General features: G+C 72.3%; 20 protein-coding genes. 11 read left to right on the top strand and 9 right to left on the bottom strand.

Annotation, left to right across the window (positions count from 1 at the left end; genetic code table 11):
• Positions 1–247: 247 nt before the first annotated feature.
• A complete protein-coding gene (locus ACH9D2_RS16890) occupies positions 248–448 on the top strand; it encodes a hypothetical protein (protein ID WP_396363983.1) in 201 nt (66 codons plus the stop codon).
• A 299-nt stretch (positions 449–747) separates the two neighbouring features.
• Here ACH9D2_RS16890 and ACH9D2_RS16885 read toward each other — a convergent pair whose 3' ends face one another.
• Complete coding sequence (locus ACH9D2_RS16885; RefSeq protein WP_396363982.1) at positions 748–1,317, bottom strand: hypothetical protein; 570 nt, start codon at positions 1,315–1,317, stop codon at positions 748–750.
• A 618-nt stretch (positions 1,318–1,935) separates the two neighbouring features.
• Here ACH9D2_RS16885 and ACH9D2_RS16880 point away from each other — a divergent pair.
• The 6 genes from ACH9D2_RS16880 to ACH9D2_RS16855 all read left to right on the top strand — a co-directional run bounded on the left by ACH9D2_RS16880 (position 1,936) and on the right by ACH9D2_RS16855 (position 8,625).
• The gene (locus tag ACH9D2_RS16880) at positions 1,936–3,249 is read left to right on the top strand and encodes a DUF2252 domain-containing protein (protein ID WP_396363981.1); all 1,314 of its coding nucleotides are present in this window, start codon (positions 1,936–1,938) and stop codon (positions 3,247–3,249) included.
• A gap of 396 nt (positions 3,250–3,645) precedes the next feature.
• Complete coding sequence (locus tag ACH9D2_RS16875) at positions 3,646–4,503, top strand: hypothetical protein (RefSeq protein ID WP_396363980.1); 858 nt, start codon at positions 3,646–3,648, stop codon at positions 4,501–4,503.
• Positions 4,504–4,679: 176 nt separating this feature from the next.
• Complete coding sequence (locus tag ACH9D2_RS16870; RefSeq protein ID WP_396363979.1) at positions 4,680–5,309, top strand: DUF305 domain-containing protein; 630 nt, start codon at positions 4,680–4,682, stop codon at positions 5,307–5,309.
• 1,243 nt (positions 5,310–6,552) lie between these two features.
• Complete coding sequence (locus tag ACH9D2_RS16865) at positions 6,553–7,116, top strand: dihydrofolate reductase family protein (RefSeq protein ID WP_396363992.1); 564 nt, start codon at positions 6,553–6,555, stop codon at positions 7,114–7,116.
• A 453-nt stretch (positions 7,117–7,569) separates the two neighbouring features.
• Entirely contained in the window at positions 7,570–8,052 is a 483-nt protein-coding gene (locus ACH9D2_RS16860) for a GNAT family N-acetyltransferase (protein ID WP_396363978.1), read from the top strand.
• A gap of 87 nt (positions 8,053–8,139) precedes the next feature.
• Positions 8,140–8,625 carry a hypothetical protein gene (locus ACH9D2_RS16855; protein ID WP_396363977.1) on the top strand — a complete coding sequence of 162 codons (486 nt, stop codon included), beginning with the start codon at positions 8,140–8,142 and terminating at the stop codon, positions 8,623–8,625.
• A gap of 111 nt (positions 8,626–8,736) precedes the next feature.
• On the opposite strand, the gene ACH9D2_RS16850 is transcribed toward ACH9D2_RS16855, so the two are convergent.
• The 3 genes from ACH9D2_RS16850 to ACH9D2_RS16840 form a co-directional block, all read right to left on the bottom strand.
• Positions 8,737–9,234 carry a DUF1990 family protein gene (locus tag ACH9D2_RS16850; RefSeq protein WP_396363976.1) on the bottom strand — a complete coding sequence of 166 codons (498 nt, stop codon included), beginning with the start codon at positions 9,232–9,234 and terminating at the stop codon, positions 8,737–8,739.
• Positions 9,235–10,257: 1,023 nt separating this feature from the next.
• On the bottom strand, positions 10,258–11,379 hold the full coding sequence (locus ACH9D2_RS16845; protein ID WP_396363975.1) for a glycosyltransferase: 1,122 nt from the start codon (positions 11,377–11,379) through the stop codon (positions 10,258–10,260).
• Entirely contained in the window at positions 11,376–12,518 is a 1,143-nt protein-coding gene (locus tag ACH9D2_RS16840; RefSeq protein WP_396363974.1) for an alpha/beta fold hydrolase, read from the bottom strand. The genes ACH9D2_RS16845 and ACH9D2_RS16840 overlap by 4 nt, the downstream gene beginning before the upstream one ends.
• A 222-nt stretch (positions 12,519–12,740) precedes the next feature.
• Here ACH9D2_RS16840 and leuS point away from each other — a divergent pair, with 222 nt between their 5' ends.
• From leuS to ACH9D2_RS16825, 3 genes are all read left to right on the top strand, one after another.
• A complete protein-coding gene (gene leuS / locus ACH9D2_RS16835; protein WP_396363973.1) occupies positions 12,741–15,233 on the top strand; it encodes a leucine--tRNA ligase in 2,493 nt (830 codons plus the stop codon).
• 239 nt (positions 15,234–15,472) lie between these two features.
• Positions 15,473–16,423, top strand: a complete 951-nt coding sequence (locus tag ACH9D2_RS16830) for a helix-hairpin-helix domain-containing protein (RefSeq protein WP_396363972.1) — start codon at positions 15,473–15,475, stop codon at positions 16,421–16,423.
• The gene (locus tag ACH9D2_RS16825) at positions 16,420–18,993 is read left to right on the top strand and encodes a ComEC/Rec2 family competence protein (RefSeq protein WP_396363971.1); all 2,574 of its coding nucleotides are present in this window, start codon (positions 16,420–16,422) and stop codon (positions 18,991–18,993) included. The genes ACH9D2_RS16830 and ACH9D2_RS16825 overlap by 4 nt, the downstream gene beginning before the upstream one ends.
• A gap of 27 nt (positions 18,994–19,020) precedes the next feature.
• Here the strand turns inward: ACH9D2_RS16825 and ACH9D2_RS16820 are convergent, their stop codons facing one another.
• Together ACH9D2_RS16820 and ACH9D2_RS16815 are read right to left on the bottom strand one after the other, a co-directional pair.
• Complete coding sequence (locus ACH9D2_RS16820; protein ID WP_396363970.1) at positions 19,021–21,735, bottom strand: HAD-IC family P-type ATPase; 2,715 nt, start codon at positions 21,733–21,735, stop codon at positions 19,021–19,023.
• A 264-nt stretch (positions 21,736–21,999) separates the two neighbouring features.
• Complete coding sequence (locus ACH9D2_RS16815; RefSeq protein WP_396363969.1) at positions 22,000–22,227, bottom strand: hypothetical protein; 228 nt, start codon at positions 22,225–22,227, stop codon at positions 22,000–22,002.
• 210 nt (positions 22,228–22,437) lie between these two features.
• On the opposite strand from ACH9D2_RS16815, the gene holA reads away from it, so the two are divergent.
• The gene (holA, locus tag ACH9D2_RS16810) at positions 22,438–23,439 is read left to right on the top strand and encodes a DNA polymerase III subunit delta (protein ID WP_396363968.1); all 1,002 of its coding nucleotides are present in this window, start codon (positions 22,438–22,440) and stop codon (positions 23,437–23,439) included.
• Between the two features lie 100 nt (positions 23,440–23,539).
• Here holA and rpsT read toward each other — a convergent pair whose 3' ends face one another.
• From rpsT to ACH9D2_RS16795, 3 genes are all read right to left on the bottom strand, one after another.
• The gene (gene rpsT / locus ACH9D2_RS16805) at positions 23,540–23,800 is read right to left on the bottom strand and encodes a 30S ribosomal protein S20 (RefSeq protein ID WP_017833968.1); all 261 of its coding nucleotides are present in this window, start codon (positions 23,798–23,800) and stop codon (positions 23,540–23,542) included.
• Between the two features lie 201 nt (positions 23,801–24,001).
• Positions 24,002–24,577 carry a type II toxin-antitoxin system PemK/MazF family toxin gene (locus ACH9D2_RS16800; protein ID WP_396363967.1) on the bottom strand — a complete coding sequence of 192 codons (576 nt, stop codon included), beginning with the start codon at positions 24,575–24,577 and terminating at the stop codon, positions 24,002–24,004.
• Positions 24,578–24,586: 9 nt separating this feature from the next.
• Positions 24,587–25,456, bottom strand: coding sequence for a methyltransferase domain-containing protein (locus ACH9D2_RS16795; protein WP_396363966.1), 870 nt, complete (start codon positions 25,454–25,456; stop codon positions 24,587–24,589).
• Between the last annotated feature and the right edge of the window lie 156 nt (positions 25,457–25,612).

Genomic DNA, 25,612 nt, shown 5'->3' with positions numbered 1-25,612 from the left:
CGCGGCAAGGGGAGGGCTCGAAAGTCACCCGTCCGCTCGGGCGGTCCGGGTCAGGTCAAAGGTTTCCGGGCGGGAACGCATGATGCGGTGCCGGCCTTGCCGTGGCCGCACCGTCCTCTCTGGCGTGAGGATCCCGACGCCGGCAGCCGCGCAGGCCACCCGGTGTTTCCCCCGCACCACCGGAGGCGCACGAAGGAGGATCCGCAACCGAGGCCCCACTCGCTTGCTGAACGCGACGCCGGCTGCTGTGAACGCACTGGGTCTGGCCCGCTGCAACCAGGGCGACTCGGTCCCGGCCGATGGTGAGCTCGTGAAAAACTCCGCCCTCTACGCCGAAGACACCCCTACGGAAGAGAACAAGGTCCTCCAGGAGGGCCAGTACAACCAGGAGTTCATCAACGAGGCTGAGACCTGCCTCGTGCAGCAGGTGACGATCTCGAGAGAGTGAGAGCCGGACGCTGTCCCCGGAGACGTTCGCCATCGCCGGTCCGGCGGATCCCCTGCTCATTGTCGAGGAGCAGAAGATCCTGGCGGTGACCGAAGGCGAGTCCGTGGAGATCACCGGCATGATGCGAGAGAGCTTTTCGGCGGTCGGGGTCGAGGAACCGCTCAGGATCGATCTGGAGGACGAGCTGTACGCGGACTTCGAGGGAGAGAACTACGTCATGGCCGCCCAGGGCCGGGCCGGCGGGCAGATCCGCCGAGGGACCGCGGGACCCGATCGCCTCACGACCGGCCGTGGGTGGTTCAACTGTCGGCGTGCCTGCGCGCCCAGCGGAGCACGAGGAGGCCGGCGACCAGGGAGCCGCACATTCCGGCGAACAGGTCCACGACGGTGTCCGTGTAGCCCACCAGCATGCCCTGCGGGCTGATCTGCTCGACCACCCACTCGTAGTACTCCCACAGCACTGCAGCGGCCGAACCGACCAGGGTCACCCACAGCACCGGTGCCCAACCCCGGACCGCGCGCCCCGTCCGACGGGCATCGGGCATCAGTCCGGCGTCCACCAGCAGGAAGTAGGACACCGCCGCCAGGCTGCCCGGAGTCAGGACGTGGACGACCGTGTCGAAGTGCGGGATCTGCGCGTACCAGTGTTGCACGGACCCCCACATCGCCAACAGCACCAGCACCGCGAAGGCCGCCACGAAGCCGGTCGGCACCTTCGCCCTCCGGGTCAGCAGCAGCACCACCGTCACCGCCGCGAAGCGCAGCATCCCGTCCCAGCGCTGCATCAGCCCCAGCCACACGGCGCTGGCCACGGCCACGGCCACCGCTGCGAGGAAAACCCACGATCCTGCTCTGCTTCTCGTGCTCATCCGCCCACGCTACGGCCCCGGACCGGGGGACCGCCAACACCGGGGCCAGCGACGCACGGCCTGCCAGCACCGCAAGTTGGCATGGAGCCGTGGCTCGCTCTGCTCCCGCTCAGCCCGGATCCACTGAGTCAACGTCCGTGGATCCTGGCTGAGCGCACACCGCACCTGGGCGCTTCCGACGTCGTCGGACGTCGATATTGCCCATGTGAGCTCAAGGTTGCCGGCGGCATGTCAGCTCGACGGCGCGCAGGCGTGTTCCCGGATCTCTGCAACAGGCCTCACAGGCTCAATGTCAGTGAGAACATGCTCCACAAGGTGCGGGTCGCTGCACGCGTTGTCCTTCTCGCTCTCAGGCCCTGGGGCACGCCATCCCGATGTCACAGATCTGCCCTGGTCGACCCATGAGTGCGAGAACGCGCGGATCATCGCCTCCGGCAACGAATGGGCCCCGCCCGAGCCCACCGATCCCGGTGTCCGACTCGACTGCGCCGGACCCAACACCGCCGTCTTTCCCGACGGGGCGGATCCTTGGTGGGGCCCTTGGATTCCATCCGGGCTGAGCCCGAATCCGGTGCGCGTTCCTTCTCGGTTCCCAGCCGGCGTCATTAGGTTGGGAGCATGGTTGATCCCCAAGAACGCCAGCAGCACATCGTGGACACCCTCGTCGAGGCCTTGGAGGACCTCATGCACGCGAACCCGCTCGCGTTCCGGACGCGGTTCCGGAAGATGGCGGCGGACCCGTACGCGTTCTACCGCGGCAGCGCGGCACTGTTCTACGCCGACATGGGGGAACTGGAGGATGCCTGGGCGGACGAGCGCACGAGCCGGGTCTGGATCCAGGGGGACCTGCATGCGGAGAACTTCGGCACCTACATGAGCAGCGAGGGGCGGTTGACCTTCGACGTCAACGATTTCGATGAGGCCTATGTGGGGCATTTCTCCTGGGACCTGCGCCGCTTCGTGGCGTCGCTGTCCTTGCTGTGCTGGCAGAAGGCGCTGCCGTCCGAGGTCGCCCGCGACCTCGTGCGGACCTACCTCCGGGCCTATCTCGACCGGGTCCACGACTACGTGGCGGACGGGAAGGCGGACTTCGCCTTCCACCTGGACAACGCCGAGGGCGCCGTCCTCGGTGTGCTGCACGCCGCACGGACCGCCCGCCGGACCCGGTTCCTCGAGTCGATGACCGTCATCGACGCCTACGAGCGGCACTTCGCCGAGGACGGCTCCACCCGGCACCTGGACGCGGCGGAGCACCGGAGGGTCGAGGCGGCGTTCGAGGACTACCTGGGCACCGTCCCGGAAGGCGATCGGGCCCGGCGCCGGGTGTTCTACAAGGTCAAGGCCATCGTGGGGAAGAAGGGCTTCGGGATCGGCAGCGCGGGACTGCCGGCCTACAACCTCCTCATCGAGGGCTTCGACGAGGCCCAGGAGAACGACATCGTGCTCACCATGAAGCAGGCCAAGACGGCCGCCCCCAGCCGGATCGTGACGGACGAGCGGGTGCGGGACTTCTTCACCGACGACGGCCACCGCGCCGTGGTGAGCCAGCGGTCGCTGCAGACCCACACCGACCCGCTCCTGGGCCACACCACTCTGGACGGCAAGGCCTTCGTCGTCTCCGAACTCTCCCCCTACACGCTCGACCTGGAGTGGGGAGACCACACCGAGCCCGACCAGATCGCCCCCGTCCTGCGGGACCTCGGGCAGGCCACGGCCAAGATCCACTGCTCCACGGACGAGGACGGCGACCACGACCTCGTGCCGTTCCGGACGGAGATCGCGATCACGGACGTGCTGGACGGCTGCGAGGAGGAGTTCGTCGAGGACCTCGTCGACTTCGCCGAGGACTACGCTGCCACGGTCCGGCGCGACCACGCACTGTTCGTCGATACGTTCCGGGAGGGCGGGATCAGCGTCGTGCCGGCCGTCTGACTGCCGGTCCCATGACTCGGTCGGGCGTTGCCCGCCTCCGTCCACGTAGGACTCGTCGCAGAAACGTTGCAAGAGACAGTGGGAGTGCCTCTGGCGCTTCACAGATGAATGACCGGGGCCTGTCCGGTGAACGGTGCATGCGCCACGGCAGTGGACAGTTCTGGTCTCGGAACGGTTTCGGTCCCGGCCGGGGTCAGCCATTCGGGTGTCCACGAATGCATTCGCGCCAACGGGGCAAGGAGCGGGCCGGGGAATCGGGAAAGCTCGGTGAGCAGTCCTGGCTAGGCTGGGCGGATCTTGTTGTCGGGTGGGGGAGTGTCTGTGCGTAGGGTGTCGCCGCGTGTGCCGGTGCGAGCTCTGGGCCGTAGGTTGCGTCACCTGGTGCGGTGGGTCTGGGTGCGGCAACTCGTGCGGGGGTGGGTGCAGGCGGCCGTGGCCGGCCCTGGCGTGCTCTACTGTGCCTGCCGCAGCCGCTTCGCCACCGGACCGGTGACCGGGGAGGCCCCGGTGGTCGTGAGCCTGACCTCCTACGGGGGCCGGATCCGCACCGTGCACTGGGTCGTGGAGGCCATGGCGCGCGGGTCCGTGCGTCCGGAACGGTTGATCCTGTGGCTGGAAGACGCACAGACCGTCGCCGACCCACCCGAACCGCTGGCGGCACTGGTCCGGCGCGGCCTGGAGATGCGGCTCACCCGGGACTGGGGCCCGCACAAGAAGTACTACCCCTACGTCTGCTCGGTCGAACACCACCAGGTGCCGCTGGTGATCGCCGACGACGACGTGCTCTACGGCAAGACCTGGCTCGCAGACCTGCTCGAGGCCCACGAGGGACACCCGGAGGAGGTGATCACCTACCGCGCCCACCGGATGGCCCTGGCCGACGGAGCGATCCTGCCCTACGCCCAGTGGACCCCCGGGGCGACCCCGGAAGCCTCATTCGCCACCTTCCCCACTGGTGTCTCCGGGGTGCTCTACCCACCACGGGTGCTCGATGCCCTGCGAGAGGCCGGGACCGGGTTCACCGAGTGCGCCCCGATGGCCGATGACGTGTGGCTGCACGCGATCACCGTGCGCTACGGGGCAGGGATCCGGCCGGTCTCCGACGGGCGCACCACCTACCGCCCCGTGCCCGGGGCACGGTTGCGGGGCCTGAAATTCCGCAATGTCCTGGGCGGGGGCAACGACGCGCAGATCGCGACGACCTACACCGCACAGGACATCGCCCGCATACGGGAAGACCAGCCCGGCCCATGACAGGCCAGGCGCACGCCTGCCTTGGGCTCACTGGGTGCGGGACCGTAGATCTTCGCTGAATCTTCATCGCCTCCCACCCAGCCGGAGCAACCGGCGGACTACTGTCGGTTGTAGACCATGGCCGGCGGTGCCACGCTGCCGCGCCGAGCCCAGCACCGGCAGAACGGAGGAGTTCCGTGCCCAGCACCAGAAACGATCAGAACCACGAGCACCAGCAGGACCAGAACCAGCACGGCGGCGATCAGCAGAGCGGGCACCAGTCCCACGGGGGCATGAAGATGTACTGGCGCTTCGGGGCGATGATCCTGACCGCGATGGTGGTGATGTACGCGGTCATGTTCATCGGCTCCTGGGAGTGGAGTCATGTGCGCTGGAGCGAGAACCGGCTGTTCATGACGCTGGCCATGGGCGGGACCATGGGCCTGATCATGCTCGCTTGGATGCTGAACATGTACAAGAACACCAGGGCCAACGTGGCCGTGGTGGTGGCCAGCCTCCTGCTGCTGGGTGGGGGAGCGTTCCTGGACCGCAGCCAGACCACGGTGCAGGACACCGCGTACATGAGTTCGATGATCCCGCACCACTCCTTGGCCATCACCCGGTCCGAACGTGCCGAACTGGCCGATGTGCGGGTGTGCGAACTGGCGGTGGAGATCAGCGAGGCCCAGCGGCGGGAGATCGATGAGATGGACTGGCTCATCGAGGACATCGAACGCAACGGCGTGGCCGAGACACTCCAGGAGGCCCAGGCCCGGCCGGTCCCCGACTACCAGGCCTCCGCGCAACGCCAGTGCCCGGGGGAATGACCGGGAGCCAGCTCTCGGGAACGCATCCGTCCGCCGAGCCCAGCCAGTGCTCACGGCGCCAAGCCCTCTGACATCTACACGCGTTCGTCGGTGAAGGGGCGCTTCACATATGGCCCGGTGCGAGCACAGTGGCTACTGGAAGGGCTGCGATTAGCGGCTGCTTCGTGATCGTGTGTGTCCTCTGGTTCCGGGCCATGGTGGTCGTCGTGATCGTCGAGGGCGACTACTGGACTACGGCGCTGAGCCGTCCTGGTCTCCTGGCAAATTGCGCTGGTCAACTGGCGAGGTTTCACAGGGTACGACCGGGAGTACCAAGAGCGCATGGAGAGACTCGACGAGCGTCTGGGGCGTGACCCGTAACGCGAAGCCAAGCACCACTGCAGCCTTGGCCGGTTGCTGTGCATACACCGGTGCAGTTGGGGTTGCTGCCGGACGCAGTTCTGTGGTGGTTTCTACCCCTTGATGTGCGCCAAGACTTCCACGTGCGCCGGCCGTAGTTTGGAAGGATGGAGCAACATGCCAATGTTGCAGCGGACGACACTCCGCAACAGGATGACGCCTTGGTTCCCAGAGCCCGTCAGACCGTCGTTCGCACACTGCCTGCCTGTGCGGTGGCCGTCCTTGGCATTCCGCTCCTGGCGTGGTTCACGCCCCGGGACACCTCTGAGACCCTCCGGACGCCGTGGGAGCTGCTGACCTTCCTAGCCGCCCTCGGGCTACTCGTCATCCTCCATCGCCTGACCCGAGCGCCGCGTCCACCACTCGACGATGTCGGCAGGGCGCAGTGGAAGCGGGCGCTTGCCTCAGCCGCCAGGTCCAGGTCCCTGCCATCCAATTCTGAAGTGCGAACTGCCACGGGGGTGATCGCCTGCAGCAGCATCGAGGCATTCATGACGGTGGTTGCCGTTCTGCTGGGCACGCTGCTGGGTGAGATCGTTCGACCTGAGTACTCGTGGTTGGTGCTTGTCAACGGAGCAGTGGTCATAGCGATCGGCTTTGCCTTCCGTCTACGGTCCAGCTGGTCATATCCAAGCGTCTTGCATGCCGAAGTTCGGGGCAATTGATCCGGGACGGCGAGGGGCCGATGGGCTGGGCGGCTGACAGCGTTGCGGTAAGGGTTCCTTTCCGTTCGGAGCATCTGCTGGGCTCGGTGCTCAACTGGCCCTCGGTGTGGCCTGACCGATGATTCTTGCGCGCCGTGCTGGTCTGTGCGCCGAATACCGACTCACGGGAGGTTGACAGCATGCGGAAACTGACCTTCGCGATGAACATGAGCCTGGACGGCTACATCGCCGCGCCCGGCGACGACCTCGGCTGGAGCGTGCCGAGCGACGAGCTGTTCCAGTGGTGGTCCGACCGGGTGGACGCGACGGGCCTGGCGCTGTACGGACGCAGGCTGTGGGAAACGATGAGCTCCGACTGGCCGACCGCCGACCAGCCACCCGGTGCCACACCGGCGGCGATCGAGTTCGCCGGCCGCTGGCGTGACATGCCGAAGGTGGTGTTCTCCTCGACGATCAGCACTGTCGACTGGAACACCCGTCTGGTCACCGGCGACGCGGTCACCGAGATCACACGGCTCAAGGCCGACGACGGCGGCCCGATGGACATCGGCGGTGCCACACTCGCCGCGGCGGCCATGCGGGCCGGTCTGATCGACGAGTACGCGATCGTCACCCATCCGGTCCTGGTGGGCGGCGGCACACCGTTCTTCACAGCCCTGGACCACTGGGTGCACCTGAGCTTGGTGGAGACCCGGACGTTTCCCGACGGCGTGGTGCTGACCAGGTACGAGACCAGCCGCTGAGTGCCCAACGGCGGATCAGCGCGGGCTTCGGACCACCTAAGGATCGCGTGGCGCTGTGTTCCGAGACGATCGTGGCGTCCCTGCCGGATCCTGTTCTTCACCGAAGACGGTCCGTCCGGACAGGGATCGGGTACGCGCTTCGACCTGAGGTGTGGGGACGTGGCCTGGCTCCCGATGTGGTCATCGAACTCCTCGGCATCGGTGATGCGTTGGGTCTGTCGGTCTGGGCGGGGCATTCGCGGAAAACATCGCCTCGCAGCGAGTCCTCGAGGATGCAGGGCTGGACCTTGTCGAAGAGGTCCTGGCCGAGGGCCGGCGGTGCCGGGTCTTTCGAAGGCGTTGACGTCTCTGTCGTGGGGGATGCCGCCCGGTTTCGGTTTGCGTTCGACCTTGCACAGGGGGCCTGATCGGCGGCAGCACCACCGCTGACCGTGGCGTCCTCAGCATGAGGGCATGCGCCTGCAAGAGACCGTCCCGGCCGATCTGGATCTTCTCCTGCGCCTGGTGCCGTCCGAGGCGGACATGGTGCTGTGGTCCGGGCGCACGTCCACCTGGCCCATGGACCGAGGGCAGCTGGAGCGCTACCTGCAAAATGAGCAGCGGCGGTACCGGACCGGACCCGGATTCGGGGCCCCGGTCGGTCACGCCTCCCTGCTCGTGGATCCCGACACGTGCCTGATGCGGCTGGGCTGCGTCCTCCTCGACCCGGCGGCTCGAGGGCGCGGTCCGGGGCGGGAGCTGATCAGCACGGCGGTGCGCACGGGCTTCGCGATCACGGACCTGCCGGCCATGAGGCTGGGGGTGTATGCGCACAACGTCTCGACTCGCCGGGTGTACGAGAGCCTGAGGTTCCGACAGACCGGTCGGGTGCGCAGCACCGAGGTGGATGACCGGCCGTGGCATGCCGTGGGAATGGAGCGAGAACGTCCCCGCTGAGTTGGGCACTTCGCGGTGTCAGGATGTACCAAGCAGTAAGAACGGGTCAGGCCCTCGAAATGCTCTGAGAGCAATGAAGGAGTACCCATGGCACTCCTGGACATTGGCCTGGTCGCCATCATCGCCGTGTTTGTGCTGACCATCATCGTGAAGAGCTGGGCCAGGCCGGCACCACCGCGCGCTGGCCACAGCCGGGACCCTGAGGTGCCGGTGGAGCGGCCGGTCGAAGGTGCCCGGGTGATGATCTGGGGCCCGTCCCTGTTCGTGGCGGTCTTCGCCGTCATCATGCCGCCCCGGATGATGTATGACCGGGTGCAGGAGTTCCCCGACTTTCTCGCCTACGGTCTCCTGCTGGGCGCAGCGATGGAGCTCGTCCTGTATCTCTGCGTCACCCGTGTCTTCGTGGGCCCGGTCTTGGAGACGTTCGTTCTGCGCAACGAGGGCAGGTACAGCGAGGAGCTGGAGGACTTCTACGCCCGGGAGTACCGGAGGTTCTCCCGGATTCCCCTTGTTCTGGCCGGCATCCTGGCTGCGGCCGGTGCTCTGGCGCTGCTCTTCGGCCTGATCTGGTGAGTTCGCCCGGCGATGCCCGGAAACGAGAACTCCGTCGGCATGCTCGGACCCTACTCATCGCAATGCTGCAGGGGTTCCTGTGGCGCACACTCGCCGGTGCTCGAAAGGGCGCTACCGAGCGTGGAGATATCGGTGGGTGTATCGCGGCTGCATTAGATGGCTGATCGGCGCAAGGATGCGGGACCACCATGTGCCCGGCCGGGAGAAGGCGGTGAAGGTGAACACGACGGCGTCATCCTCCCGCCATTCCACGCAGAACCTCTCCTCACCCTGCTCCGGGTGGCCCTGCAGGGTCCCGTAGGCGAAGCCTCGCCGGCGTTCTTCCTCCACGACGTAGATAACTTGGCATCCGAAGGAGATCCGCAGCAGATGCCACCCCAGGCGCAGGCGAACACGGCTGTCCTGCTCGACGCGGGGTGTGGTGGCCTCGACGGTCAGGCCGGCTGCTCGGTGCATCTGCCAGCTCATCAGGCGTTCCGCGGCGCGGCGGAACGTCGACTCACCGTGGCCGATGACTCGATGGACCCTCATTCGGTTGTACTCGTCGGGCAACTGCCCGGCGGTCGCGCCGACCTGCGGGTACGACAGGGGACGGTCGAGCAGAGTCATGCGCTCACTATGCCGAGGGACGGCATCGGATATGGCCGGACAAGGGACAGGACGAGCAGACACAGAGGGGAGAACTCGTCCCACGCTGCCTACGGGCATCCACCCCGGCCACGACAGGGTGCACAGTGGATCAGGAACGAGATCCGGTCTTACTGGGCGTCACCCATGCCGCGGGGCTGGTGCCCGACCACCTCCCACTGGCCGTGGTGCTCCTCGAGATAAAGGGTGATCCGCCGACGGCAGGGGCCGTGAACGGTGGCCTCGTCGCGGGCCGCCCAGGTCCATTCCACGGTGAAGGCGCGGATGGCCTTGTCATGAGCGATGTCCAGATCGACGTCTCCATGGACCGGGGGGATGGTGGGGCGCTGCAACCCTGGTGCCGGGCGGTCGTGAGCCGCTGGGCGCCTGCCGCGTTGCGGTCGGTCGCGGTGTCACATTAGTCGAGTATTCCGGCGGTGACGTCGGCGGTGGCGTCGACATCGGTGCGGTTGGCGTCGTCCGGGGCGGCGACAGTGCTCTGGCCCGGCTGCGGCGGCTCGGCAGAGACGGTGGCTCCTGGGGCCTGCGCTGGGCCTCGCCGGGCGAGCCGCAGGCGGCGAGCGGCAACACGCACAGCAGGAGGGCTGCGGCGAGGTGGAGCGGGTGGCGCATCATCTCGGCCACGCACCCTTGTCCGTGAGGATGGGGTCGGGGCCGAGGTCGTGCCACTGGTGGGGGAGGACGGGGTCGGGGCGTCGGGCTCGTGGATCTCCCGGTGCAGATGGGGGGCCAGCGTGAGGCGACCGCGGTTGCCCTCGACGCCGAGGACGTCCAGGGCCTCGGTCACCGGATCATGGGCCCCGGCACCGGCGGGCAGGGATACCACGGCTGGTCCCAGCCCGTGGATGCGCAGCCGGGCCATGCATCCCTCGGAGCCGGCCGGGTCCGTCCCCGGGAGCGCTCGAAGCGGGGTGTTCCGCCGAGAACCACCACCAACCGTTCCCGGCACAGATCCGTGGGCCCGGTCCCCACCGCGGGGCCGAGCTAGCGAAAGCGGCGCCGGGTGCGGCGCTCGTGCACCCCGCCGGCGACCGCCAGCAGCTCCCGCGCCGAGTCCTCCCACGAGTGGGCCCGGGCGCGGTCGAGGCCGGCCAGCACCCGGGCACGGGCCCGGGCCGGGTCCTCGAGGGCGCGCACGGCGGCGGCGAACCCGGTGTCGTCGTCGGGCGCGGCGTAGGCGGCGGCCTCCCCGGCGACCTCCCGGAAGATCGGCAGGTCGCTGCACACCACGGGGGTGCCCGCTGCGAGCGCCTCCACGATCGGCAGCCCGTAGCCCTCGGCCCGTGAGGCGTGCACCAGGGCGGCGGCCTCGGCCAGCAGGGCGCTGTACTCGGCCTCGTCCACCCCGTCGTGGAAGATGACCCGCGCCCCGTCAGGGACGAGGGCCTCCAGCTGGGCCCGGCGGGCAGGGGAGATCCGGGAGAGCAGGTGCAGCTCGTGATCCGGGAGCCGCCCGGCCGCGCGCAGCAGGGTCTCCACGTTCTTGTAGGGCAGGAAGGAGCCCATGTAGAGCAGCTTCCGCCCGCGCCGGGGCAGCCGCTCCAGCGCCGCCCCGGCGGGGAGCACGGAGCCGGGCTGGGGGGCGTTGGGCACCACGTGCACGGGACGGCGGGTGAGCCGGTGGGCGGCGATGAGTTCTCGGGTGGTGTTCGAGACGGTCACCACGGCGTCGGCGCGGTCCAGCAGGACCCGCTGGGGCCACCAGGCCCGGTGGTAGAGCCGCCAGCCCGCGCGCACGGCGGCGGGCAGGTCCGCGGGCGGCTGCGGGTGGTCGTAGTAGATGAGGTCGTGCAGGGTGAGGATCAGCCCGTGCCGGCGGCCCGCGGAGCCCATGGTCTGCATGGGGGAGAACACGACGTCCGGCGCGTACCGGTTGAGCACGAGCGCCGTGGCGGCCTCGGCGGCGGACACGGGGGAGGGGCCGGTGACGTGCGGGACGTCCGGCAGCATGGTGAGCTGGCGGGGATCGCTGACGAGCACGGCCACGTCCAGCCCGGCGGTCCCGCCGGCGAGACCGGCCACGGCCTCGACCAGGCTTGCCCCGTAGCGGCTGATCCCGTCGTGGCGGCCCAGGCGGGTGTAGCGGGCGTCCAGGAGCAGTCTCACCGGCGGCGCCCTCGGTGCTCCCGGCGCTCGCGGTGTCCTCGGCGCACGACGCGCTGCAGCCCGGTGAACGGCGCGGTGTCGGGCGCCGCGTCGCCGGCGGGGGGCGCCTGGGCGTGCAGCGCGGGCGGCTCGCCGTCCGGGGCGGGGGACGGCTCGGGAGCGGGCGAGGACAGGAAGTCGTGGACCAGCTCGGCGGTGCGCCCGGGGGCCTCGTAGTGGACGAGGTGGCCCACTCCGTCGAGGACCTCGAGGCGGTGGCGGGGGATCCAGGACGCCATCGTCCGCTGCGCGGCGACCGAGCCCAGCTCGTCCTGCGCGCCCACGACCAGCAGGGTCGGCATGGACAGCTGCATCGCGACCTCCGCGACCGTGTGCGAGACCGAGGCCTCGTAGGCCTCCAGCAGCACGTCCCGGTCCGCGAAGGCCGAGAAGTACGCCCGGTGCTGGTGGCGCACGTAGCCGCGGACCCGGGGGTCCTGCGACTTGGTCATCACCGCGCTCATCGCGTCCGTGACGAGCCAGCTGGAGAGCAGTCGGCGGCCGAGCCGCCGGGGCAGGGCCCGCCCCAGCCGGTAGTAGCTCACCGTCAGACGGCTCAGCAGCGCCTGCCCGCCCTCCAGGGCTGGTTCGCAGATCGGGTTGACGAGCACCAGCCGCTCGACCATCGCGGGGTGGGCGGCGGCGAAGTGCGCGGCGACCACGGAGCCGAAGGAGTGGCCCAGGACGGCGACGCCGTGCGCGGCGCCGTCGTCCACTGCGCCGTCGGTGAGGGCCTCGACGAAGGCGCGCAGGAAGTCCGCGTACCCGGCGATGTCGTGGGGGCGGTCGGGGAAGGGCTCCGAGCGGCCGAAACCGGGCAGGTCGGGGACGACGACGTGGTAGCGCTCGCGCAGCCGGTCGGCGATCAGCTGCAGGCCGTGGTGGTCGCCGCGGAACCCGTGGACCAGCACGAGCAGCGGCTTGGGGGCCCGGTCGACGTCGTAGAACCAGTAGCGCACCTTGTGCCCGTCCAGGACCACGCTGCGCCGCTCGGCCCAGGGGTTCTGCACCGTGCTGCCCGGCACGTCGGCGCCGATCCCCGTGCCGGTGCGCTCGCCGCCCTCCGGTGCGCCGTGCCGCGCGCCGGTCGCTGCCGCCATGGTTCCTCCCTGCGGGCCCGCCGGACGCCCGGTGCGTCCCGGCCCGCTGTCGATGCTAGCGGCTGCGGGCCCGGACGCCGGGCGGCCCTGGGCTAGGATGGGACGGATTCCACCACCGTCGGCGCACCGCCGGGCATCCGTGATGCCCGGGTGCCGGCCACGCGACCGCGCGCCGCCCGTTCCGAAGGCCGGCGGCGGTCCACGACCGCGAAGGCGAGGACCGTGACCGAACAGCAGCACACGACCGAGAGCACCGGGTACGACTTCCGCGCCATCGAGGCGGCGTGGCCGTCGTTCTGGGCGGAGCAGCAGGTCTACGCGCCCGTCGACGACGGCTCGCGGGAGCGCCGCTACGTCCTGGACATGTTCCCGTACCCCTCGGGCGACCTGCACATGGGCCACGCCGAAGCCTTCGCGATGGGCGACGTGGTGGCCCGGTACTGGCGCCAGCGCGGCTACGACGTGCTGCACCCGATCGGCTGGGACTCCTTCGGGCTGCCCGCGGAGAACGCGGCGATCAAGCGCGACGCCCACCCGGCGGAGTGGACCTACGCCAACATCGCGACGCAGAAGGCCTCCTTCCAGCGCTACGCGATCAGCGCGGACTGGTCCCGGGAGATCCACACCTCCGACCCCGAGTACTACCGGTGGACGCAGTGGCTGTTCCTGCAGTTCCACGCCAAGGGCCTGGCCTACCGGAAGAACTCGCCGGTCAACTGGTGCCCCAAGGACCAGACGGTGCTCGCCAACGAGCAGGTCGTCAACGGGGCGTGCGAGCGCTGCCACACGCCGGTGACCAAGAAGGCCCTGAACCAGTGGTACTTCAAGATCACCGACTACGCCGACCGGCTGCTCGAGGACATGACCGCCCTCGAGGGGCACTGGCCCGAGCGCGTGCTGGCCATGCAGCGCAACTGGATCGGGCGCTCCGAGGGCGCCCACGTGCGCTTCGCCATCGAGGGCGCCGGCGCGGGCGGGACCGACCGCGAGGTCACCGTGTTCACGACCCGCCCCGACACCCTCTACGGCGCCACGTTCTTCGTGGTCGCCGCGGACGCGGAGCTGGCCGGGGAGATCGTCGCCCCCGAGCACGCCGAGGAGCTCGCCGCCTACCGCGAGCAGGTCAAGGCGCTGTCCGACATCGAGCGCCAGGCCACCGACAGGCAGAAGACCGGGGTGTTCCTGGGCCGTCACGCCGTCAACCCGCTCAACGGCGAGAAGCTGCCCGTGTGGGCCGCGGACTACGTGCTGGCCGACTACGGCACCGGCGCGATCATGGCGGTGCCCGCCCACGACCAGCGCGACCTCGACTTCGCCCGCACCTTCGGCCTGGACGTGCGCGCGGTCCTGGACACCGGCGAGGAGGACCCCGCCGCGACCGGGACCGCCACCACGGGCGAGGGCACCCTGATCAACTCGGGCGAGCTCTCCGGGCTGGACAAGGACGAGGCCATCGAGCGCGCCATCGGGCTGGTCGAGGTCGCCGGGACGGGCAACCGCCAGGTCAACTTCCGGCTGCGCGACTGGCTGCTGTCCCGCCAGCGCTTCTGGGGGGCGCCCATCCCGATCGTGCACTGCCCCGCGTGCGGCGAGGTGCCGGTGCCCGAGGAGCAGCTGCCCGTGCGGCTGCCCGACGACCTTCGCGGCGAGCAGCTCGCGCCCAAGGGCCGGTCCCCGCTCGCGGCGGCCGAGGACTGGGTCAACGTCGAGTGCCCCGCCTGCGGCGGCGCCGCCCAGCGCGACACCGACACCATGGACACCTTCGTGGACTCCTCCTGGTACTACCTGCGCTTCGCCTCCCCGAACGACGAGAACGCCGCGTTCGACCTCGAGGAGACCCGCAAGTGGCTGCCCGTGGACCAGTACGTGGGCGGCGTGGAGCACGCGATCCTGCACCTGCTCTACTCCCGTTTCTTCACCAAGGTGCTCTTCGACCTGGGTCTGGTGGACTTCACCGAGCCGTTCAAGGCGCTGCTGAACCAGGGCCAGGTGCTCAACGGCGGCCGGGCGATGTCCAAGTCCCTGGGCAACGGCGTGGACCTGGGCGAGCAGCTCGACCGGTTCGGCGTGGACGCCGTGCGCCTGACCATGGTCTTCGCCTCCCCGCCGGAGGACGACGTGGACTGGGCCGACGTCTCCCCGCAGGGCTCGCAGAAGTTCCTGGCCCGGGCCTGGCGCCTGGCCCAGGACGTGGCCTCCGCCCCGGGGGCCGACCCGGCCGCCGGGGACGTCTCCGTGCGGCGGGCGACCCACCGGGCCGTCGACGACGCCGCCCAGCTGCTGGACGCGGCGAAGTTCAACGTGGTGATCGCCAAGACCATGGAGCTCGTCAACGTGGTCCGCAAGGCCATCGACTCCGGCTGCGGGCCCGCCGACCCGGCCGTGCGCGAGGCCGCGGAAGCCGTCGCGGTCCTGCTGTCGCTGGTCGCCCCGTACACGGCCGAGGACATGTGGCACGCGCTGGGCCACGAGGGGTCCGTCGTCGTCGCCGGCTGGCCCGAGGTCGACCCGCAGCTGCTGGTGGACGACACCGTCACCGCCGTGGTGCAGATCAAGGGCAAGGTCCGGGACCGGCTCGAGGTGCCCGCCGACATCGGCGAGGACGCCCTGCGCGACCTGGCCCTGGGCTCGGAGACGATCCGCCGCCAGCTGGGCGACGCCGAGATCCGCAAGGTGATCGTGCGCGCGCCCAAGCTCGTCAACATCGTGGCCTGAGCCGGGGCTCCCGCGGCAGGGAGCACGACGACGGATCCCCTCGCCTCCGCGTGCGGGTGCTCCCGGTCGTGGCAGCGCCCCGGGCGACGAGGAGCGGCAGCGGCCGTGCCGCTGATGGGTCACGTCTCGCCGGGGCGGCCCGGCGTCCGGGCTGCACAGGCGCCCACCCGCCCCGCACGCGTCCCCAGCGGGGCCTAGACCGGGACGGGCACCCGCCCGGGCGGGGTGAGCTGGGGGGCATGACCGCTTCCGTGCCGCACGCCCGACGGCGGGCGACCACCTCCCCGCCCGCACCCGCCACGGCGCCCGGCACCGGGGGCCCGGCCGCGCCCGGTGCCGCCCCGGGCGCCGAACGGCTGGCGGCGCTGCTGGCCGAGACCGGTCCCGCGGCGCCCGGGCAGATCCGAGCGCCCGGAACCGCGCCGTCCGGGACGCCCCCCGCCCACCGCCGGCAGGTCGCCGCCCGGACCCGGGTCCCGGGAACGCTGCTGCTGATCGCCCTGGCCGCGCTCGCCTGGCTCGCCTGGACGGTGCTGGCGCCCGGCCGGGACGGCGGCGGCACCCCGGACACCGCCGGGCGGCCCGTCCTCGCCGAGGCGCAGCTGGGCGGCGGCACCGGGGAGGGCACCGAGCACAGCGGCGCAACCGGTGCGGACATCGCTGCCGGTGCCGAGCCCGGAACCGGCACGGTCCTGCCGGGACCGTCCGCCGCGCCGACGCCCTCGGCGGGGTCGACGCTGTACGTGCACGTGACCGGGGAGGTGGCCCGCCCCGGCGTCGTGACCCTCGAGGCCGGGGCCCGGGTCGTCGACGCGGTCGAGGCCGCCGGAGGACTCACGGACGCCGCTGTGACGGACACCGTGAACCTGGCCGCCCCCGTGACGGACGGCCAGCAGGTTCTCGTCCCCGACACGGACGCGGCCCCGGGAGTCCCACCCGCGCCCGGGGCCCCGGGGGCGCCGCCCGGGCCCGCGCCGCCGGACGGCGCGGCCCCGGCCGCGCCGCTGAACCTCAACACGGCCACCGCCGCGGAACTGGAGGCCCTCCCGCGGGTCGGCCCGGTGCTGGCCGGACGGATCGTGGAGTTCCGGCAGCAGCACGGCGGCTTCGCCGCCGTCGCCGACCTCGACGCCGTGCCGGGGATCGGCCCCACCCTGATGGAGGCGCTCGTCCCGCTGGTGACGGTGTGAGGCATCCCGTCGCCTGGTGGGCCCGCGCCCTGGAGCACCAGGAGCACCGCGACGCCCGCGCCCCGGGACGCACGTGGGACCTGCGGCTCGTCCCCGCCGCCCTGGGCGCCTGGCTCACGGGACTGCTCGCCGTCCGCCTGCCGCCGGAACGGGCCGCGGCCGGCGGGGTGCTCTACCTGGCGGCGCTGGTGCTCGGTACCGTCCTGGTCCTCGCCGCGGCCCGCGTCCTCCGGCGGGGGAGGTCCCATCCCGGTCGGTCCGGCGCTCCCGGGGCGTGGCGGGCCGTGCCGTGGTCGGCCGTGGCCCTGAGCGCCCTCGCCGTCACGGCCGTGCTGCTGAGCAGCACCGCCGCCCGGCACGAGACCACCCACGGCCCGCTCGGGGAGGCCCTCGCCGCGGGCGGGACGCTGGCCGTCACGGCCGAGGTGGCCGAGCCGCCCCGGCGGTGGGCGGCCCCCGCCCCCGGCACCGCCCACGAGGACCGCACCGGCGTGGTCCTCGAACTGCGCCTCGAACGGGTCACCCACCGGGGCCGCGGCGGACCCGTCGACGTCACGGCCACGGTCTTCGCCGACGGGCCCGGGTGGGCCGCACTGGTCCCCGGCCGGCGGATCACCGCGGTGCTCACTGCCGGCCCGCCGGCCCCCGGCCCTCCGGTGCTGCGCGCCGCCGCCCCGCCGGCGGACCTCCCGGCGGAGGAGCCCCGCCCGCGGGAGCAGGTCCGGGAGCGCTTCGTGCTCGCCACGGCCGGGCTCGGCCCCGACGCCGCCGGGCTGCTGCCCGGAATGACCTTCGGCGAGCGCGCCGGGATCGGCCCGGAGCTCGAGCAGGCCATGCGGGACACCGGCCTGACCCACCTGACGGCCGTCTCCGGCGCCAACTGCGCGCTCGTCACGGCCCTCGCCGGGCACGCGGCCCTGTCCCTCGGCGCCGGACGGCGCACCTGCCTGGCCGTCGGCCTCGGCGCCCTGGCGGCGTTCGTGCTCCTCGTCGGTCCCGACCCCTCGGTGCTGCGCGCCGCGGTGATGGGAGGACTCGCCGCCCTCAGTCTTCTCACCGGGCGCACGGCCGTGTCCCTGGCGACCCTCTCGGGCGCCGTGATCGCCCTCGTCGTCGTCCGGCCCGCGCTCGCCGCCGAGTACGGCTTCGTCCTGTCGGTGCTGGCGACCGCGGGGATCGTGGTCAGCGGCCGGCCCTTCACCCGGTGGCTGGGCACCCGGGTCCCGGACGTGCTCGCCGTGGCGGTCGCGATCCCGGCGACCGCCCAGCTGTGGTGCGCCCCGGTGCTCGTGCTGCTCCAGCCCGCCGTGCCCGTGTACGCCCTGCCGGCCAACGTGCTCGCCGCCCCGCTGGTGCCGGTGGTGACCGTGTGCGGCCTCGCGGGGCTGCTGCTGCTGAACCTCCCCGACGGGACGGGTGCCGCGGCGGCCGTGCTGCCCCTGGGCGTGGGCGCGGTGGGCGCGCGGCTGGTCGCGGGGACCGCCCGGGCACTCGCCGGGGCCCCCGGGGCGCTGGCCCCGTGGCCCGAGGGCCTGCCGGGCGTGCTCCTGATGACCCTGGCGAGCGCGGCGGCCCTGCTCGCCGTGCACGCCCTCGACGTGCGCCGCCGGCGCCCCGCACCGTCTGCCGGGACCCTGCGCGAGGGCCCCGCCCCGGCCCCGGTCCCGGAGGAGCACTGGCGGGTGCAGGCCCGCCGGCGCCGGAACCGACGCACGGCGGCCGCCGCGGCCGTGCTGCTCGTCGTCGTGCTGCTCGCCGTGCGCGCCGCCGTGGACGCCCACCGCCCGCCCCCGGCGTGGGAGGCCGTGCTGTGCGACGTGGGCCAGGGCGACGCCGTGCTCCTGCGCACCGCGCCCGGGCGGGCCGTCCTCGTGGACACCGGCCCCGACCCGCACGCCCTGGCACAGTGCCTCCGGCGCAGCGGGGTCGAGCACCTGGACCTCGTGGTCCTCAGCCACGCCCACGCCGACCACACCGGCGGCCTGCCCGCCCTCGCCCGGCACGGGCGGATCGGCGAGGTCTGGTACGCCACGGCGGCCGCCGCCCCGCCGGACGAGCTGACCCGTGCCCTGCCCGGTACCCCGGCCCGCCGCCCGTCCCCGGGCGAGACCCGGACGCTGGGCGGGCTGCGCCTGACCGTTCTCGCCCCCGAGCCGACCGCACCGGGGCGCTGGAGCGACCCGTCGTCCTCCGACGAGAACAACGCCTCCCTCGTGCTGCGCGCCGAGCTCACCGGGGCGGACGGCGGGACCACCTCCTGGCTGCTCGCCGGGGACCTCGAGGAGGAGGGTGCCCGAGCCCTCGTGCGCACCGCGGGCCCGCTCGTGGACGTCGACGTCCTCAAGGTCTCCCACCACGGCGCCCGCAACGGGGGCACCGGCATCATCGACGCCGCCGACCCGCGGCTGGCCGTCGTCTCCGTGGGCCGCGGCAACGACTACGGTCACCCGCACCCGTCCATCCTCGCCCACCTCGAGCGCAGCGGCGTTCCGTTGCTGCGCACCGACGAGCACGGCGGTGTGGCGCTCGTGCGCCGGGAGCAGCGCCTTCTCGCCGTGCCCCTGCGCTAGCCGCGTCCCGCCTGTCGGCGCCGGTGATCAGCGCCGTGCCCTCCTGATGAGCTTGCGCAGCTCCTCGGCCCACAGGACCGTCGAGCCGATCGTCACGGCCACGAGCCACTGGGCGCCGCTCAGGGCGGTGGTGTCGAACAGGTCCTGCAGGAACGGGGTCTGCACCACCGCGGCCTGGAGGACCACGACCGCGAACAGGGCCACCCAGACGGCCCGGTTGGTGAACGTGCGCCGGCTGAACACGGTGCGGGTCTCGGAGCGGACGTTGAGCAGGTTGAAGACCTGGAAGAAGACGAAGGTGGTGAACGCCAGTGCCGTGGCGCCGGCCGCGGAGATGCCGGGGAACCACGTGTCCACCAGCAGCAGCACCGACAGGGTGCCCGCGGTCATCACGGTGGCGGCCAGGAGGATGCGCCCCACCCGTCCCCTGCTCAGCAGTGCCTCCCCGGGCGGGTGCGGGGGCCGGCGCATCACCTCGGGATCGGTGGGGTCCACCCCCAGGGCCAGGGCGGGGGGACCGTCCATGATGATGTTCACCCACAGGATCTGCAGGGCCGTGAACGGCGCCCCGCCGGCGATCCCGGTCACCCCGCAGATCAGGAAGATCATGACGAACCCCCAGGTCGTGGAGAGCTGGAAGCGCACGAACTTGAGGATGTTGTCGTAGATGCCGCGTCCCCCCTCGACAGCGGCCACGATGGTGGCGAAGTTGTCGTCGGTGAGGATCATCCGGGCCGCGCCCTTGGCCACGTCGGTGCCGGTGATGCCCATCGCGATGCCGATGTCGGCCTGCTTCAGGGCCGGGGCGTCGTTGACCCCGTCACCGGTCATCGCCACCACCTCCCCGCCCGCCTGCAGGGCCTTCACGAAGCGGATCTTGTGCTCGGGGGCGACCCGGGCCAGCACCCCGTACCCCGAGGCACGGTCGGCCAGTTCGGTGTCGTCCATCGCGTCGAGGTCCGCTCCCGAGACGGCCTGTGCGGGGATCCCGAGGGACCGGGCGACGGCCGAGGCGGTGCGCAGGTGGTCCCCGGTGATCATGTGCACGGCGATGCCCGCGCCGTGGGCCGCGGCGATGGCATCGGCAGCCTCCGGCCGCGGGGGGTCCATGATGCCCACGAGGCCGTACAGGGTCAGGCTCGTCACGAGGCCCCGCAGCTGCGCTCCGTCCTCGGGCAGCGAACCCGCGCCCGGTCCACCGCTGTCGAGGCGGCCGCCGGCGATCAACAGGGTGCGCAGTCCCTGCCCGGCCAGCTCGTCGACGCCGGCGAGGATGCGGGCGGGGTCCTGGGCCGTGAGGGGCCGGGGGCCCTCGGCCGTGAGGACGGAGTCGGCCAGATCCAGCAGCACGCCCGGGGCGCCCTTGACGAACATCTGATAGCCGGCCGTCGCGGCGGACCCGGGGCCGGAGGTCTGTTCGTGGAAGGTGGCGTGGAACTTGTAGTCGGAGTCGAAGGGCACCTCCGCCACGCGCGGACGCTCCTGGCGTACCCCCTCCACGTCCACGCCGCCCTTGTGGGCCAGCACGACCAGCGCGCCCTCCGTGGGGTCGCCCATCATCCGCCCGTCGCGCACGGTGGCGTTGTTGCACAGCGCCATCGCGAGGTAGAGATCGGGAGACGGCCGGGCCCGGGCGTCGTCGGGACCGACGATGCGCCCCTCCGTGGAATACCCCTCACCGGTGACGCGGTACGCCGTGCCGTTCACCAGCAGCCTCCGCACCGTCATCTCGTTGAGGGTGAGGGTGCCGGTCTTGTCCGTGGCGATGTGCGTGGTGGACCCCAGGGTCTCCACCGCCGCCAGCTGCTTGATGATCACCCCGCGCCGGGCCAGACGGTGGGCACCCATCGCCAGGGTGAAGGCGACGACCGCGGGCAGTCCTTCGGGCATGGTGGCCACGGCCAGGGACACGGCCGTCAGCATCAGCTCGGTCCAGGGCCGCCCGCGCACCAGACCGAGGACGACGACGATGCCCACGACCACGAAGGCGATGAGCGTCAGCAGACGGGCCAGGCGGTCGATCCGGTGCTGCAGCGGGGTCCGTGTCTCGCCGGCGGTCTCGAGCATCCCGGCGATGGATCCCATCTGCGTGCCCGCTCCGGTGCCGGTGACCACGGCTTCGCCGCGCCCGCGGGTGACCTCGGTGCCCATGAAGACGAGGTTGGACCGGTCACCGAGAGGCACGTCCGGGTCAGGGACCACCGCGGAGTTCTTGTCCACCGGTTGGGACTCCCCGGTCAGCGCCGCCTCGGCGACCTGCAGCTGCGCCGCCTCGAGCACCCGGGCGTCGGCGGGGACGAGGTCCCCGGCTTCCAGCAGCACGATGTCCCCGGGCACCAGCTCGGCCTGGTCCACCTCCAGGTCGTGCCCGTCCCGGCGCACCCGCGCGGTGATCACGGACATCGTGCGCAACGCAGCCAGGGAGGACTCGGCCCGCGCCTGCTGGACGTAGTTGAGCACCGTGTTGAAGCCGACCACGAGCAGGATCACCACCGGTGTCTTCAACTCCTGGGACACGAGCGCGGAGACGAGCGCCGCGACCAGCAGCACGATCGTCATCCGGTCCGAGAGGAGGCTCAGGACCTTGCGCCAGACCGGCACCCCGGCGGCCTCGGCCAGCACGTTGGGGCCGTGGCGCCGGGCACGCTCGGCGACCTGCTCGCTCGACAGCCCCTGGACCGGATCCACGTCGAGATCTCCGGTGACGGCTGCGGCAGGGCGGGTGTGCCACGAAGAACTCACGGAGGCCTCGCTTGCTCGACAGTGCTCCCAGACTAGCGCCGTCGAACTCGACCGGTCGGAGTGCGTCAGCACTGCGCGGACGCCTGTGGCGACCGGCTCCCCGGCCCGTCCCGGCCCGGAAGCGGCCGGCACCGGCGGTGCTGCGGTACTGCGGCTCCGCGGCGCCGGAGACGGCGGTCCGCGCGCCCCGGCGTCGTGACCGGCCCGTCGACCGGCCTGCACGTCACCGGCGGCCGAGCCACGAGGACCCGCCGGTGCGGGGCGTCAGGGGATGCCGCCGCTGCGGCGCCGTGCCACGACGGCGGAGCCGACCACGGCCAGCACGCCCGCTCCGGCCACGGCGTAGCCCGGGGCGCTGGACGTGGCGGCGGGGGCGGTCTCGGTGACGGACACGGCGTCGGGGGCGGTTCCGCCGGCCGCCGCGGGGGAGGCGGCCATGCCCAGGACGCCCAGGGCGAGCGCCGGGACGGCGAGGCGGGGAAAAACGGTCATGGGTCGTCCTTCGAGGGGGTGACGGGGATCACACATGCCGCTCCCGACCGTACAGGAGCCCGGCGGTCGGTTCCACCGTCCGCCGGGCCCGCGCGCCCCGGCGCCGTCCCGCCGAGTCCACCGCGCCACCACATGTCGCCCGGACGTGGGAAGCTGGAGCCCACCCCAGTCCGCGGCCCGCACCGGCCGCCACCACAGGAGGACGCGGCCATGACCCCACCGAAGCGCCCCGCACCCACCGCCGGCCCCACCTGGCGCGACGTCGAGCCCACCCCGCTCATCCTGCTCACCGGTCCCGAGGACTACCTCGCCGCCCGCGCCCGCGACCGCGTCCGCACCGCCCTCAAGGACCAGCGCGGCCCCGTCGAGCTCTCCACCGTCGACGCCGCCGCCTACGCCCCCGGACAGCTCGCGGCGCTCGCCAGCCCCTCCCTGTTCGACGACGCCAAGCTCATCCACGTCACCAACCTCGCCGCCATGAACGACGACTGCCTCGCCGACGGCCTCGCCTACGTCCAGGCCCCCGACCCGGACGTCGTCGTGCTGTGGGAGCACAGCGGCGGCAACCGCGGCAAGAAGCTCCTCGACGCCCTCCGGACCGCCGGCGCCGCCGTCGTCGAGTGCAAGCCCCTCAAGAACGACCGCGACAAGACCGACTTCATCGTCACCGAGTTCCGCACCCACCGGCGCCGCATCGACCCCGACGCCGCCCGCGCGCTCGCGGCGGCCGTGGGCAGCAGCACGGCGGAGCTGGCCGCCGCGTGCGCCCAGCTGCTCTCCGACGGGCCCGAGAGCATCAGCTTCGACGACGTCGAGAAGTACTACGGCGGGCGCGTGGAGGCCACCGCGTTCAAGGTGGCGGACGCCGCGCTGGCCGGACGCGCCGAGATCGCCCTCAAGCTGTGGCGCCAGGCTCTCGACACCGGCGTGGACCCCGTCCCGATGGTCGGGGCACTGGCCGCCAAGCTGCGCACGATCGCGCAGGTGCACGGGACCCGCGGCGGCTCGGGACAGCTCGCCCAGCGCATCGGGGCGGCCCCGTGGCAGGTGGAGCGGGCGCAGGACGAGTCCCGGCGCTTCTCCGAGGAGGACCTCGTGCGGGCACTGCGGGCGCTGGCGGAGGCCGACGCGCAGGTCAAGGGCGAGGGCAGGGACCCGGCCTACGCGGTGGAGCGGGCCATCACGACGATCGCCCTGTCCGGCCGGCGCTGAGCCGGGGCGCGGCAGGCACGACGGAGGCCCCGTCCCTGAGCGGGACGGGGCCTCGGCGCGGCCCGCCGGTGCGGCGGGCGCGGTTCGCGGGGAACCGGGATCAGATCTTGGCGACCAGCTTGGCCAGGCCGGACTTCTTGTTGGCCGCGTTGTTCTTGTGCAGGACGCCCTTGCTGACGGCCTTGTCGAGCTTGCGGGAGACGACGCGCAGGGCGTCCTGGGCGGTCTCCTTGTCGGAGGCGCCGACGGCCTCGTCGACGCGGCGGACCAGCGTCTTCAGCTCGGACTTGTAGGCGTTGTTGCGCAGACGCGACTTCTCGTTGGTGAGGTTGCGCTTCTTCTGGGACTTGATGTTGGCCACGTATAACTCCTTGGCGATGGGTGCGGAATTCGGTCAGTGAGGGCAAACAGGACAGTCATGTGACTGAGTGAGAGTGGGGACGCCCGTGTGGCGACCGCCCTGCAGTGCCCGACGACCAGCGCGGACACACAGCAGAAAAGTCTAGCAGACCACGCCCCACCGCAGGGCGGCGCCGACACGCGGCGCCCGGCGGCGGCGTGCTCAGCCGCGCAGGCGGTGGAGGCGTCCGGCCACCCGGTCGAAGAGGTGCTCGGGCAGGACCGCGCCCTCCCGCCGGACGTCCGCGGGCAGCACCTGGACCACGCGGTCGAGCTTGACCTCGGACGGACGGCCCCGGGGGTCCCACGGTCCCGTCCCCACGTCCACGTAGGAGGGGTCCTGCTCCAGCCCGTTGTTGCGGTCCCGGGAGGTGAGCATGAGGCACAGCAGGTGGTCCCCGGCCCGGTCCACGACCAGCACCGGCCGGTCCTTGCCGCGGCGGTGGTCCTCCTCGAAGGGCACCCAGGTCCACACGATCTCACCCGGGTCGGCCTCGCCGTCGGACAGCGGGCGGTAGACCGGCCGGACCGGCCCGGTCCAGTCCCCGGGGTAGGGCCGGGAGAGCCCCCCGGGGCGGCCGTCGCCGGCCCGGGACGGCACGGTGGGCCGGGGCCGCGCGGAGGGGGAGGCGGTGCGTCCGTCCGGCCGACGGTGCTCCGGGCGACGCCGGCCGGAGCGCCGGTACACGTCCACGGCGCGGGCGGCGAGCCGGGCCAGGGTGCCGAAGTTCAGCTTCATGCGCCCACTCTAGCCAGCGTCCGGTCGGCCGCGTCGGGCCGGGGCGGCAGGGGTCCCCTCGGAGTTCCTGCCGCCGGGGCCGCGCTCCGCGCGGGCGGTGACGATGTGCCCCCGGGTGGGCAGCTCGAGGCTCCCGTCGGCGGCCCGGTGCGGGCCGAGGGCGTCCCGCGCGCCCTCGAGGATCCGGGTGTAGGCCTCGTCCGTGAGGCGGCTGCGCAGGGGAGTGCCGCCGACCTCGGTCGCGACGAACTCGTCGACCGACGGGAAGGCGGCGGTGTCCGTGCGGGTCAGCGTGTCGACGGGCCGCAGCCCGGCGGCGGCGAGGCTCTCGCGCAGCGCGACCAGGTCGCCCAGACGCCAGTAGGAGCTGATCAGGTCGACCGCGTCCGGGCCCGCGTGGCGCTCGACGACGTCGTAGAACGGCACCCAGGCCGTCTGCGCGCGCAGCTCGTCCCAGACCTGCACGGCGACCGTCCCGTCCGGGGCGGCCACGCGCGCCATCTCCCGCAGCGCGTGCACCGGGTCCGGGACGAACATCAGCCCGGCCTGGCACAGCACCACGTCGAAGGAGCCGTCCGGGAACGGCAGGGCGAGGGCGTCCGCCTCGACCCACTCGAGCCCGGGGGAGACGCGGCGGGCCACGGCGAGCATCCCGGCGTTGATGTCGAGCCCCACGACACGGCCGCGTCCCTGCAGGAGGCGCGCCGCCTCCCGGGCGACCACGCCGGTCCCGCAGGCGACGTCGAGGACCGACTGCCCGGGCCGGACGCCGGCGGCCCGCACGAGGTGCGGGGCCCAGCGGCCGAACAGGGCCGGCACGAACTGTGCCTCGTAGACCTCCGCGGCGTCCACGGAGAGCTGGAAGTCCTCGCGGCCCATGACCCTGCCTCCTCGGCGCGGCGGCTACGCCCGGTGCGGCTCCGCGCAGCATCCATTCTCCCACCGGAGCGCTCCGCGGACCAGCGCGATCGCGGGCCCGCGCTCCGGGCGGCGCCGCCCGGGCCGCGGCGCCGGGGCCGGTGCGTCCGGTCAAAT

The sequence above is a fragment of the Kocuria rhizosphaericola genome (assembly GCF_044462205.1).
GTDB lineage: Bacteria > Actinomycetota > Actinomycetes > Actinomycetales > Micrococcaceae > Kocuria > Kocuria rhizosphaericola.
Note: the sequence above shows the minus strand (reverse complement) of the source record. Positions and strands in the feature narration are given on the sequence as shown.

Coding starts and splice junctions, on each gene's coding strand:
- holA (WP_396363968.1), top strand. CDS start 22,438: ATGACCCCACCGAAGCGCCCCGCACCCACCGCCGGCCCCACCTGGCGC.
- ACH9D2_RS16855 (WP_396363977.1), top strand. CDS start 8,140: ATGGCACTCCTGGACATTGGCCTGGTCGCCATCATCGCCGTGTTTGTG.
- ACH9D2_RS16850 (WP_396363976.1), bottom strand. CDS start 9,234: ATGACTCTGCTCGACCGTCCCCTGTCGTACCCGCAGGTCGGCGCGACC.
- ACH9D2_RS16865 (WP_396363992.1), top strand. CDS start 6,553: ATGCGGAAACTGACCTTCGCGATGAACATGAGCCTGGACGGCTACATC.
- ACH9D2_RS16860 (WP_396363978.1), top strand. CDS start 7,570: ATGCGCCTGCAAGAGACCGTCCCGGCCGATCTGGATCTTCTCCTGCGC.
- ACH9D2_RS16880 (WP_396363981.1), top strand. CDS start 1,936: ATGGTTGATCCCCAAGAACGCCAGCAGCACATCGTGGACACCCTCGTC.
- ACH9D2_RS16815 (WP_396363969.1), bottom strand. CDS start 22,227: ATGACCGTTTTTCCCCGCCTCGCCGTCCCGGCGCTCGCCCTGGGCGTC.
- ACH9D2_RS16840 (WP_396363974.1), bottom strand. CDS start 12,518: ATGGCGGCAGCGACCGGCGCGCGGCACGGCGCACCGGAGGGCGGCGAG.
- ACH9D2_RS16885 (WP_396363982.1), bottom strand. CDS start 1,317: ATGAGCACGAGAAGCAGAGCAGGATCGTGGGTTTTCCTCGCAGCGGTG.
- ACH9D2_RS16795 (WP_396363966.1), bottom strand. CDS start 25,456: ATGGGCCGCGAGGACTTCCAGCTCTCCGTGGACGCCGCGGAGGTCTAC.
- ACH9D2_RS16800 (WP_396363967.1), bottom strand. CDS start 24,577: ATGAAGCTGAACTTCGGCACCCTGGCCCGGCTCGCCGCCCGCGCCGTG.
- ACH9D2_RS16830 (WP_396363972.1), top strand. CDS start 15,473: ATGACCGCTTCCGTGCCGCACGCCCGACGGCGGGCGACCACCTCCCCG.